This window comes from Brevundimonas sp., assembly GCF_032017145.1.
GTDB lineage: Bacteria > Pseudomonadota > Alphaproteobacteria > Caulobacterales > Caulobacteraceae > Brevundimonas.
Window position 1 is genome coordinate 1 of record NZ_DALZQC010000100.1, and the last position, 11,764, is coordinate 11,764.

Consider the following 11,764-nt stretch of genomic DNA (forward strand, 5'->3'; position numbering starts at 1 on the left):
CGCGCTGGACGCCCAACCCTGGTCCCCGGCGGCGGTCGCCCAGGCGACGGCGGCGGGCAGGCCGGTTCTGGTCAATCTGACGGCCGACTGGTGCGTGACCTGCAAGATCAACGAGCGTGCCGCCCTGTCGTCGCCGCGCGTGGCCGAGGCGATGAAACAGGCGAACGCCCTCTATCTGGTCGGCGACTGGACCCGCCGCGACGACGCCATCACGCGCGAGCTTCAGGCGCACGGCCGGTCGGGCGTGCCGCTCTATCTGGTCTATCGGCCGGGCCGCGCCGAGCCGGACATCCTGCCGCAACTGCTGACCGAAGGCGTGGTGATCGCGGCTCTCAAGCCCTGAGGATCAGGCCAGGAAACGCCGAACCGCCGAAAGGAACGGACCGGGCTGTTCGATCATGACCTGGTGGCCCGCACCCTCGATCCGCTCGAAGCGGGGCGGCTGACGCAGGCCCTGGAAGCCGTAGCGGTACAAGCCCTCCAGCCGGTTGCGCGGGTTCTCGGGATCGCGGGTCCAGCCATAGACCACCGTCACCGGCGCCGTGATCTGCGACAGGCGCGGCCGCAGATCCACGGTCAGGGCTTCGTACAGCCCCTGGGCCAGAACGCGGCGATCCCCGCCCTGAAGCCCAAGCCCCTGAAACACCATGTCCCCGGCCAGTCCCATGTCCACGCCCAGCGTCGCCGCCTGGCTCTTCAACGCCTGGTCGCCGAACAGCAGCAGGGCCTGATAGCCCAGCCGGGCCAGCGGCTCGACCTGGGCCGAGGTGGCGCGCGAATCGACCAGGGACGGGAAGAAGGGCGAGGAATCGACCACCATCACCCGGCTGACGCCATCGCCCATGTCGGCGGCGACCCGCAGGGCGATCTGGCCGCCCAGCGAGTGACCGATCAGGGCCGGACGCACCAGCCCCTGCTGGCGGATATAGCGTTCGATCTCGGCGGCGGCCGGGCCGGCCAGGCCGCCCGTGGCGTTGCCCTGGATGTCCGTGCCGCCAAAGCCGCGCAGCGTGACCAGATGCACCCGGTAGCGATCGTCCAACCGATCCGCCGTCGACCGCCAGGCCGCGCCCGTCGATCCCAGCCCCGGAATGAAGACCACGTCCGGCCCCGACCCGCGCGTCTCCACGATGATCCGGTCGGAGGCGAAGGGCGGCGCGGGCGCTGTCTGCGGCTGGGCCTGGACGGCGACGGGGACGATCAGGAACAGACAGGCGGCGAAGGCGGCGAACAGACGGCTCATCATTCCCGCCTAACGCCCGATCACGGCGATCGGTTGACGGCTTACCGCCCCTTGAACTCGGGTTTGCGCTTTTCGACGAAGGCGGACATCCCCTCCTTCTGATCCTCGAAGGCGAACAGGGAGTGGAACAGGCGGCGCTCGAACTGGATCCCTTGCGTCAAGGTCGTCTCCAGGGCGGCGTTGACCATCTCCTTGTTGGCCATGATCGCCAGCGGGCTCTGCGAGGCGATCTTCGCCGCGATCTTGCGCGTTTCGTCCAGCAGGGTGTCGTGCGGGAAGACGCGCGAGGCCAGGCCCGACGCTAAAGCCTCGGCCGCGTCCATCATCCGGGCGGTCAGGACCATGTCCATCGCCTTGGACTTGCCCACCAGACGGGTCAGGCGCTGGGAGCCGCCGATGCCCGGCGCGACGCCCAGGTTGATCTCGGGCTGGCCGAACTTCGCCCTGTCCGAGGCGACGATGAAGTCGCACAGCATGGCCAGTTCGCAGCCGCCGCCCAGGGCGAAACCGTTCACCGCCGCGATGATCGGCTTCCTGAACCGGGTGATGCGGTCGTGGCCGAGGGCGAAATAGTTGGTCGTGTACATCTGGGCGTAGGTCTGATCCGCCATCTCCTTGATGTCGGCGCCGGCGGCGAAGGCCTTTTCGCCCGAGCCGGTCAGGATCAGGCAGCGCACGCTGTCGTCATGCTCAACGCTGTCGAGGAAGTCGGCCAGGTCCTTGAACAGGGCCGCGTTCAGGGCGTTCAGCGCCTCGGGCCGGTTCAGGGTCACTACCGCATAGCCGTCTTCGTGGCGTTCGATCAGCAGGTTGGAATAGGCGTCGGCCATGGTCGGTCTCCTTTGACGGCGGTCATACAGGCGCGCGGCGGGGCCCGCTAGCGCAGGCGCTATCGTCGGGGCATCAGCGCCAGGGTCAGGGCGGCGCGGAACAGTTCGACCACGACCACCATGCCCAGCAGAAGATGGGCGGCGATCACCTGACCCCGCGCGCCCGACAGGTCCAGCGTCCAGCCGAAGACGGACGACAGGGCCAGGACCAGGGCCGCGATCAGGACCAGGCCGACCAGCAGCATCAGGGCGACGTGACCCGCCTTCAGCGCCGCCTGGAGTGTCGGCCCGTCGTCCAGCACCCGGGAACGCCGACGCAACAGCCGCGCGATCAGGCCGGTTGCGGCCGCCTCAGCGACGGCGGCGACGACCAGGGCCGCCACGAACCACCAGATCAGGCCGCCAAGGTCGTCGGCGCGCAAGCCCTGGACGAAGTGGACGAAATAGGCGCCCCAGACCAGGACGCCGACGATCAGACTGATCCACAGGTGGATTTTACGCATGGGTCGGACCTTGAAGGCTCATCGCTTCTGGCAGGCGGGGCAGTAGAAGGTGGAGCGGCCGCCCTGGACGATGCGGGCGACGACGCCGGTGCATCCCTCGCCCCGGCACGGCTCGCCCTCGCGGCCATAAACGTCGAACCGGTGCTGGAAATAGCCCTGGCCGCCCTCGGCGTTGGCGAAGTCGCGCAGGGTCGAGCCGCCCGCCGCGATGGCGTCGTTCAGCACATTGCGGACCTCGCCCGCCAGCCGTTCCAGTCTCGCCTTGGACACCGATCCCGCCTTGACCAGGGGTGAAATGCGCGCGCGATACAGCGCCTCGCACACATAGATGTTGCCCAGGCCCGCGACGATCCGCTGGTCCAGCAGGCTGACCTTGATGTTCTGTTTCTTGCCCGCGAAGGCCTCGACCAGATGGGCGCCGGAAAAGCCGTTGCCCAGAGGCTCGGGCCCCAGGCCGGCGAACCAGGGATGGGTCTCGATCTGGTCGCTGGAGATCAGCCCCATGAAGCCGAACCGGCGCGCGTCGGCATAGCCGATCCGGGTCGCCGAGCCGTCGCGGATGGCGCAGCCGCTGAAATGTTCGTGCTTGCCGGCGATGGGCGCCGCCTCCTCGAACTCGCCCAGCAGGGTTCCGTCCAGGGTGAAGCGGCCGGTCATCCCCAGGTGGGTGATCCAGGTCTCGTCGGTGGAGAGCGGCATGAGCAGATATTTGGCCCGCCGATCGATCCGCAGCACCGTCGCCCCCTCCAGGCGCTCCGCGAACCGTTCGGGGAAGGGAAAGCGCAGGTCCGGGCGGTTGATCCTGACGCGCGACAGGCGCGCGCCCTCCAGCACCGGCGCCAGGCCGCGTCGGACGGTTTCGACCTCGGGAAGTTCGGGCATGGCCCGGTCCTAGCCCGTCCGGCTCGCGGGGCCAAGCGGCGTGGCGCCCGCATCTGACCGCGACCAGTTGCCGCCTGCGACAGAATGCGCTTACGTCCGCGCAAACGTGGGAACCCTTCGATGACAGACGCCTCCGCCGCCCCGAAGGGCCGGCTTGAACTGACGCTCCGCGCCCTGGTGCTGGGCTGCCTGCTGGCGGTGGTCTTCACCGCCGCCAACACCTATCTGGGCCTGCTGGTCGGCCTGACCTTCGCCTCGGCCATTCCGGCGGCGGTGATCTCCATGGCGGTGCTGCGGGCCTTCCGCACCTCGACCATCTGGGAGAATATGACCGTCCAGACCGTGGCCTCGGTCGGCGGGGCCATGAGTTCGATCATCTTCGTCCTGCCCGGTCTGGTGATGATCGGCTGGTGGCTGGAGTTTCCGTTCTGGCAGTCGGTCGCCATCTGCATCCTGGGCGGCGTGCTGGGCGTGACCTTCTCCATCCCCCTGCGCCGGGCGCTGGTCGTCAACGGCGGCCTGCCCTACCCCGAAGGCGTCGCCGCCGCCGAGGTGCTGAAGGTCGGCTCGCGCGGGGCCGAACAGACCGAGAGCGCGGTGCGCGAGAACAAATCCGGCCTGTGGGTCGTGGTCGCCGGGGCCGTGGTCTCGGCCGGCTACGCCCTGCTGGTCGCGGGTCGGGTCTTCGCGGGCGAAGCAGCCAAGTTCTTCAAGCTTCCCGCCGCCCTGGGCGGCGGGGCGACCGGCATGGGCTTCGGCATGCAGTTCGCGCTTCTCGGCGCCGGCCATCTGATCGGCCTGACCGTGGGCCTGGCGCAGCTGTTCGGCCTGGTGCTGGCCTGGGCTATCGCCGTGCCCATCCTGACCAGCCCCGACACCGTCGCCTGGCTGACGGCGCACGGCATTCCCTCCATCGCCTCGACCCTGCCCGCCGGGGCGCCGGCCGAGGAACTGGCGACCACCGTCTGGGCGCGCGAGGTGCGGTTCATGGGCGCGGGCGTCATCGGCGTCGCCGCCATCTGGACCCTGATCAAACTGGCCGGTCCGCTGATCGGCGGCCTGACCTCCGCGCTGGCCGCCAACGCCCGCCGCTCGCACGGCGAGGTTCTGGACCGGACTGAACAGGACCTGCCGATCAAGCTGGTCGGCGGCGTTTCGGTCGCCTGCCTGGTGGGCATCGCCGGCCTCTTGGCCTGGTTCGCCCAAAGCGCCCCGGCGCTGGCCTCCTCGACCCCGCTCCTGGTGATCGGCGGCCTGGTCTATGTGGTGCTGATCGGCTTCGCCGTGGCGGCCATCTGCGGCTATATGGCCGGTCTGATCGGCTCGTCCAACAGCCCGGTGTCGGGCGTCGGCATCCTGGCCGTGGTGATTGCGTCGCTGCTGATGCTGGGCGTCATGGCCATCGCCGGCGTGCCGGCCGATCCGTCGATCATCGCCTTCGCCCTGATCGTGACGGCGGTGGTCTTCGCCGTCGCCGTCATCGCCAACGACAACCTTCAGGACCTGAAGACAGGCCAGCTGGTCGAGGCCACGCCGTGGCGCCAGCAGGTGGCCCTGATCGTCGGCGTCGGCGCCGGCGCCCTGGTGATCCCCTTCATCCTGAACCTGCTGAACCAGGCCTTCGGCTTCGAGGGCGGCCCGCCCGCCATCGTCGAAGGCGCCAAGACCCTGGCGGCGCCCCAGGCCACCCTGATCTCGGCCCTGGCGCGCGGCGTCATCGGCGGCGACCTGCGCTGGGATCTGATCGGCCTGGGCGCGGTGATCGGCGCGGTCATCATCGTGCTGGACGCCGTGGTCTCCAAGGCCACGAACGGCAAGGTCAAGCTGCCGCCGCTGGCCGTCGGCATCGGCTTCTATCTGCCGGCCGCCGTGACCACCATGCTGGTGATCGGCGCGGTCTGCGGCTGGCTCTACGACAAGGCCGTCTCCAGCACCCGTTACGCCGATGTGGCGCGCCGGATGGGCGTGCTGCTGGCGTCGGGCCTGATCGTGGGCGAAAGCCTGTTCGGCGTCTTCACCGCCGGCGTCATCGTGGCCACCCGGGACGACGCGCCCTTCGCCATGCTGCCGGCCGGTTCGGCCTGGCCAGCCATGCTGGCGGGCGTCGTCGGCTTCGCCGTTGCGGTGTTCGGCCTCTACGCCTGGACCCGCAGCCGAGCCGAGAAGGTTTAGGTCAGGTCCGCGTCAAGCTGATCCAGAACGAAGGCGACCCGCTCGACGAGGGTCGCCTTCGGCAATTCCACGAGGTCGTATCCGTAGCGTGGATAGACGGCGGCCATGGCGGCGAAGGTCCGTTCGGCCTCATCGAAATCCTGCCGACGTTCCGCATCCTGGCCGAAGATTTCGGCCCAGGGCGGGGCGATGAAGACCTTGCGATGATAGCGCAGCGTGCGGGCCGCCCTATCCATCTCCTCCGGGATTGGCAGGTCGCACAGCGTCAAATAGCCGACCACATCCGGCACGCCGCGATCATGAAAGGTCAGCCTGCCGCCTGTCCGGCTGCGACCATGGGCGGCGATGTCGTGATCGAGCATCTTTCGGGCGAACAGGGCGCGATCCCGCCACGGCAGGGCGTCGCCGCCCCTGTCCTGTTCCTGGCGGATGATGGCGCGTCCGGCCTCGGGTTCGACCGCATATCCCGCCTGCGCCAAGGCCGCCAGCAAGGTGGTCTTGCCCGACCCCGGCCCGCCGGTCAGAACCACGCCGGTCATGCGTTTCTGGTCGCGACCATCATATAGTTGATGCCCGCTTCGTCCGACTGGCTCCAGCGGTCGTTCAGCGGGTCGTAGTTCAGGCCATAGGGACCTTCGACGGTCACCGGCTCGGCGGCCAGCATGGCGCGGATCTCGTCGGGCTTCAGGAACTGGCGCCAGTCGTGGGTGCCGGCCGGAACCCAGCGCAGGATGTATTCCGCCGCCACCTTGCCCAGGGCCAGGGACTTCAAGGTCCGGTTCAGGGTGGCGACCATCATGACCCCGCCCGGCCGGACCAGGCGCGAACAGGCGCGCACGAAGCTTTCCGGGTCGGCGACGTGTTCGATCACCTCCATGGTCAGCACGACGTCGAAGGGGCCTGCGCCCTCGGCCTCGATCTGTTCGACCGTGGCGGCGCGATAGGCGATGTCCAGCCCGACCATGTCGGCATGGGCGCGGGCGGTGCCGATGTTCTCGCTGGAGGCGTCGATGGCCGAGACGTCGAATCCCATCCGACGCATCGGTTCGGCGATCAGTCCGCCGCCGCAGCCCACGTCCAGCAGGTTCAGCCCCTCGAACGGGCGGATCGCGCCGGGATCGCGGCCCAGCCGGGCGCACAGCTGTTCGCGGATCAGCTTCAGCCGCGCCGGATTGAACCGATGCAGCGGCGCGAACGGCCCCTTCGCATCCCACCATTCCGCCGCCTGGGCCGAAAAGCGGGCCACGTCGGCGGGGTCGATCGATGCGCCGAACGCGCCTTCGGACGAATTTTGCGAAAAACCCTGCCCCGAACGGGGTAGGCGAGGCGAGGCGGCGCCGTTAGAAGCGGTCATGACGCGAGGGATGAACCTTTGCGGCCTTTCACGCAAGCAGGGGGCGGAACGCCACGATGACGCGGCCCGATACGACACGACTGGTGATGAAGTTCGGCGGCACCTCCATGGGCGACCTCGAACGCATTCGTCGTGCGGCGCGCATCGTCGCCGCAGAGGCCGCGACCGGCAAGAAGGTGGCCGTCGTCGTCTCGGCCATGGCGGGCAAGACCAACGAACTGGTCGCCTGGACCGACGGGGCCGGCCCGGCCGGCGCGGGGCTGCCGCTGTCGGACGACGAATATGACGTGGTGGTCGCCTCGGGCGAGCAGGTGACGTCGGGCCTTTTGGCCATGACCCTGCGCAACATGGGGCTGAACGCTCGCTCCTGGATGGGGTGGCAGGTGCCGATCGTCACCGATGACGCCCACGCCCGCGCCCGTATCATCGACATTCCCGGCGAGAAACTGGGTGCGGCCGTGGACGCGGGCGAGATCGCCGTCATTCCCGGCTTCCAGGGCGTGACCCCGGACGGCAAGATCACCACCCTGGGCCGCGGCGGCTCGGACACCTCGGCGGTGGCGGTGGCGGCGGCGCTGAACTGCCCGTGCGACATCTATACCGACGTGGACGGCGTCTATACGACCGACCCGCGCATCGAGAGCCGCGCCCGCCGACTGAACCGCGTCTCCTTCGAGGAGATGCTGGAGATGGCCTCTTTGGGGGCCAAGGTGCTTCAAACCCGCTCGGTCGAGCTCGCCATGGCCAAACAGGTGCCGGTGCGCGTGCTGTCCAGCTTTATCGAACCTGACGAAAACGGCGCCCTGCCCCACGAGGCCGGCACCCTGATCTGCGACGAGGAGGAGATCGTGGAAAAACGCATCGTGTCCGGCGTGACCATGAGCCGCGACGAGGCCCGCATCACCCTGCTTGGACTGTCGGACCGGGTCGACGCCCCCGCCGACGTCTTCACCCGCCTGGCCGAGGCCAATGTGAACGTGGACATGATCGTCCAGAGCCAGGCCCGCACAGCCAATACGGTCAACCTGACCTTCACCACCGGCCGCCGCGACGCCGTGCGCGCCGCCGACATCATGAAGGCGGCGCAAGGCGATCTGGCCTTCGAGGAAATCCGCGTCGACGAGGACGTGGCCAAGGTGTCGGTCGTGGGCGTGGGCATGAGAAGCCATGCGGGCGTGGCCCAGACCATGTTCAAGGCCCTGGCCGACAAGGGGGTCAAGTTCCAGGCCATCTCGACCTCGGAAATCAAGATCAGCGTCCTGATCGACGCCGCCTACGCCGAACTGGCCGTGCGCGCCCTGCATTCGGCCTACGGCCTGGACGCGCTATAGGTGATCTGAAGAAAGCGCCTACATCAGACCAAAGGGCGCGGGAGACATGATGCCGGCAGGCGGCGCGATGACCAGGGGACCCCGGATCCTCCTGCGCCAGATCCGCGAGGCTCTGGGCGGGGCGGGTGCGGGCGCCACGCCGGCGCAGGACCGGCTGAACATGGTCGTTCGCATCATCGCCCGGTCGATGGTCGCCGAGGTCTGCTCCATCTATCTGCGCCGCGCCTCGGGCGAGTTGGAGCTGTTCGCCACCGAGGGTCTGAACCCCGAGGCCGTTCACAACACCCGGCTGCGCCCCGGCGAGGGGTTGGTGGGCGAGGTCGCGCGCATGGCCCAGCCGATCAGCCTGTCGGACGCGCCGTCGCACCCGGCCTTCTCCTACCGGCCGGAGACGGGCGAAGACCCCTATCACGCCTTCCTGGGCGCGCCATTGCTGCGCGGCGGGCGGGCCATCGGCGTTCTGGTCGTCCAGAACCGCACCGAGCGGCGCTATGACGAGGAAGAGGTCGAGGACATCCAGACCATCGCCATGGTCCTGTCCGAGACGGTGGCGTCCGGCGAACTGCTGGCCCAGGACGAACTGCGCGACGTCGAACTGGCGCCCCACCGGCCCGAGCGGCTGAAGGGCCAGAAGTTCGCCGACGGCCTGGCCTTCGGCCATGTGGTGCTGCACGAGGCGCCGCTGGCCCCAGAACGTCTTCTGTCCGACGATCCGGCGATGGAGGAGGCGCGGCTGAAGCTAGCCCTGGCCACGCTGAAGACCGGGCTGGACGTGATGCTGGACAAGGGCCAGGGCCTGGCCGGCCCCTCGTTCGAGGTGCTGGAGACCTATCGGATGTTCGCCGACGACCGGGGTTGGAACCGGTCGCTGGAAGAGGCCGTCCGCAACGGCCTGACCGCCGAGGCGGCGGTGGACCGGGTCAGGAACGAACACCGCGCCCGCTTCGCCCAGGCGCGCGACCCCTATATCCGCGAACGGCTGCACGACTTCGAAGATTTGGCCAACCGGCTGCTGCGGGTGCTGGCGGGCGACAAGCCGGGCGAGCGCGAACTGCCCGAGGACGCCATTCTGGTGGCGCGCAACCTGGGCCCCGCCGACCTGCTGGAATATCCGCGCGACAAGCTGAAGGGGCTGTTGCTGGAGGAAGGTTCGGCCGCCAGCCACGCCGCCATCGTGGCCCGCGCGCTGCAGATCCCGTGCGTCGGGCGCCTGATGGGCCTGCGCGACCGGCTGTCGGAAGGCGACATGGTCATCGCCGACGGCGAGACGGGCGAGACCTATCTGCGCCCGCGCCCCGACATGCTGGAGGCGGTGCAGTCGCGCATGGCCGTGCGCCAGCAGCGTCAGGCCGAGTTCGCCCAGTTGCGCGACACCCCCGCCGTCACCCTGGACGGCCAGCGCATCAGCCTGCTGACCAACGCCGGCCTGGCGGTGGACCTGGAGAACCTGAACGAGACGGGAGCCGAGGGCATCGGCCTGTTCCGCACAGAGTTCCAGTTCATGGTGTCGGACGAACTGCCCCGGCTGGACGCCCAGACGGCGCTGTACAAGCTGGTGCTGGACGCTGCGGGCGACCGGCCAGTCACCTTCCGCACCTTGGACATCGGCGGCGACAAGGTGCTGCCCTATCTGGAGGCCGAGCGCGAGGAAAACCCCGCCCTGGGTCGACGCGCCATCCGCCTGGGCCTGGATCGGCCGTCCCTGCTGCGGATGCAGTTGCGCGCCCTTCTGGCGGCCGGCGCCGGGCGCGAGCTGCGTGTCATGTTCCCGATGATCGCCACGGTGGACGAGTTCCGGGCCGCGCGCGAACTGGTCGATATCGAATGCGCCTGGGCGCGGCGTCGGGGGCGGGCGCTGCCGGCCCTGCTGCGGGTCGGGGCCATGGTCGAATGCCCGTCGTTGCTGTGGCACCTGGACGCCCTGCTGCCGCTGACCGATTTCGTCTCCATCGGCACCAACGACTTGTTCCAGTACATGTACGCCGCCGACCGGACCAATCCGCTGGTGTCGGATCGCTACGACCCTCTTTCGCCGCCGACCCTGCGCGCGCTTCAGACCATTCAGAAGGCGTGCGCCGACACCGGCACGCCGGTCTCGATCTGCGGAGAGTTGGCCGGACGTCCTCTGGAAGCCTTCGCCCTGATCACCCTGGGCTTCACCCGTCTGTCGGCGCCGGCGGGCGGGGTGGGGCCGGTCAAGCGGATGATCCTGTCGGCGGACCTGACGGCGGCGCGGCGCGGCATGACCAATCTTCTGAACCTGTCCACCGGCTCGGTCAGGAACGAGATCGAATCCCTGGCGCGCAAGCTGAACGTCTCGGTGTGAGCAGATCGCCGGCGTTGCTGGCGATGCCGCAATCGTCTATCTCGGCGGCTGTTGCACGACCGCCCCGAGGCGGTCCTTCCCGGACAGGGGTTCTGGCCTGATGGCGTCGAATGCGGGGATCGCCCCCGATGCGTTGAAGACCCAGGCGGACGCGGCGGACCCGACCGCCGCCTTCGCCGACGCCGCCACCTTCGGCGAGGGTCTGCGCCATGCCCGCGAACGCTCCGGCAAGTCGATGGCCGAACTGGCCGCCGAGACCAAGGTGCACCGTCGCTTCCTGACCGCCCTGGAGCAGGGGGACTGGTCGTCCCTGCCCTCGCGCGTGTTCGCCCTGGGCTATGTGCGGGCCTACGCCTCGGCCCTGGCGCTGGACGAACAGCTGGCGGTCGAACGGTTCAAGCGCGAAAGCCCGGACACCTCGGCCCCGCTGAAGGCCCCCATCGGCATCGCCTTCGAGGATGTGCGCCGCCAGTCGCCCCGCATCGTCGCCGGGATCGCCGTGGTGGCCGTCGCCGTGGTCGGCTGGAACGTGTTCCAGCGCATCAGTCTGCGCCAGATCGCCCATCCGTCCGACATCGCCGTCGCGCCCAAGACCTGGGCCAGCGGCGATGCGACCGATCCCCGCTTCGCGCTGAGCGCGCCGATGGCCGCCCCGCCCGACCAGACCACGCCGGCGCCCTATATCACCCGCGGCCTGGAGGCGGAGCTGACCGGCGTCGATCCGGCCGATCCCGCGGCATTGGCCGCCGCCGCCGCCAACGCCGCACCGGTGCAGAAGGCCTTCAACCCGCGCGGGGCCGTCTATGGGGCGCCCGCCAACGCCTCCATGGTGGTGATCCAGGCCCGCACCGCCGGCGCCCTGGTCGTGCGGCTGGGCGACGGACAGGCCCTGTTCGCGCGCCAGATGGCGCCGGGCGAGGCCTGGCGCGCGCCGACCGGCGTCTCCGCCACTGTGGACGTGTCCGATCCGGCGGCCTTCGACGTCTATCTGAACGGCGAATACGGCGGGCCGCTGGCCGGGGTTCTGACGCCGCTGACCCAGTTGAACAGCCGCGCCGACCAGGCGGCCAAGACGCTGGCGGCGGTCCAGGCCCGCGCTCAGGCCCAGGCCCAGGCGCAAGCC

General features: G+C 69.5%; 11 protein-coding genes. 5 read left to right on the forward strand and 6 right to left on the reverse strand.

Translation table 11 applies throughout. From position 1 onward, the window contains the following. The coding region (locus RTU05_RS14240) for a thioredoxin family protein (protein ID WP_312599014.1) at window positions 1-343 on the forward strand (343 nt) is incomplete at its 5' end. 3 nt (window positions 344-346) lie between these two features. Here the strand turns inward: RTU05_RS14240 and RTU05_RS14245 are convergent. The 4 genes from RTU05_RS14245 to mutM are packed head-to-tail and all read right to left on the reverse strand — an operon-like array spanning window position 347 to window position 3,458. Continuing rightward, complete coding sequence (locus tag RTU05_RS14245) at window positions 347-1,243, reverse strand: alpha/beta hydrolase (RefSeq protein WP_312599015.1); 897 nt, start codon at window positions 1,241-1,243, stop codon at window positions 347-349. Window positions 1,244-1,284: 41 nt separating this feature from the next. After that, entirely contained in the window at window positions 1,285-2,073 is a 789-nt protein-coding gene (locus tag RTU05_RS14250) for an enoyl-CoA hydratase-related protein (RefSeq protein ID WP_312599016.1), read from the reverse strand. Between the two features lie 59 nt (window positions 2,074-2,132). Beyond that, window positions 2,133-2,576: a hypothetical protein gene (locus RTU05_RS14255; protein WP_312599017.1), complete on the reverse strand. Its 444-nt coding sequence runs from the start codon at window positions 2,574-2,576 to the stop codon at window positions 2,133-2,135. Between the two features lie 18 nt (window positions 2,577-2,594). After that, on the reverse strand, window positions 2,595-3,458 hold the full coding sequence (mutM, locus tag RTU05_RS14260) for a bifunctional DNA-formamidopyrimidine glycosylase/DNA-(apurinic or apyrimidinic site) lyase (RefSeq protein ID WP_312599018.1): 864 nt from the start codon (window positions 3,456-3,458) through the stop codon (window positions 2,595-2,597). 120 nt (window positions 3,459-3,578) lie between these two features. On the opposite strand from mutM, the gene RTU05_RS14265 reads away from it, so the two are divergent. Beyond that, window positions 3,579-5,630: an OPT family oligopeptide transporter gene (locus tag RTU05_RS14265; protein ID WP_312599019.1), complete on the forward strand. Its 2,052-nt coding sequence runs from the start codon at window positions 3,579-3,581 to the stop codon at window positions 5,628-5,630. Here the strand turns inward: RTU05_RS14265 and RTU05_RS14270 are convergent. Further along, entirely contained in the window at window positions 5,627-6,169 is a 543-nt protein-coding gene (locus tag RTU05_RS14270; protein ID WP_312599020.1) for an AAA family ATPase, read from the reverse strand. The two genes, RTU05_RS14265 and RTU05_RS14270, sit on opposite strands and share 4 nt — an antisense overlap. After that, entirely contained in the window at window positions 6,166-6,984 is an 819-nt protein-coding gene (gene ubiG / locus RTU05_RS14275; RefSeq protein ID WP_312599021.1) for a bifunctional 2-polyprenyl-6-hydroxyphenol methylase/3-demethylubiquinol 3-O-methyltransferase UbiG, read from the reverse strand. The genes RTU05_RS14270 and ubiG overlap by 4 nt, the downstream gene beginning before the upstream one ends. 56 nt (window positions 6,985-7,040) lie before the next feature. On the opposite strand from ubiG, the gene RTU05_RS14280 reads away from it, so the two are divergent. The 3 genes from RTU05_RS14280 to RTU05_RS14290 all read left to right on the forward strand — a co-directional run. Next, window positions 7,041-8,315, forward strand: coding sequence for an aspartate kinase (locus RTU05_RS14280; protein ID WP_312599022.1), 1,275 nt, complete (start codon window positions 7,041-7,043; stop codon window positions 8,313-8,315). 67 nt (window positions 8,316-8,382) lie between these two features. Next, window positions 8,383-10,641 (forward strand): phosphoenolpyruvate--protein phosphotransferase, encoded by a 2,259-nt coding sequence (gene ptsP / locus RTU05_RS14285; RefSeq protein WP_409411634.1) that lies wholly within the window; start codon window positions 8,383-8,385, stop codon window positions 10,639-10,641. Window positions 10,642-10,741: 100 nt separating this feature from the next. Continuing rightward, window positions 10,742-11,764: helix-turn-helix transcriptional regulator (locus RTU05_RS14290; protein WP_312599023.1), on the forward strand; the 1,023-nt coding region annotated here is incomplete at its 3' end.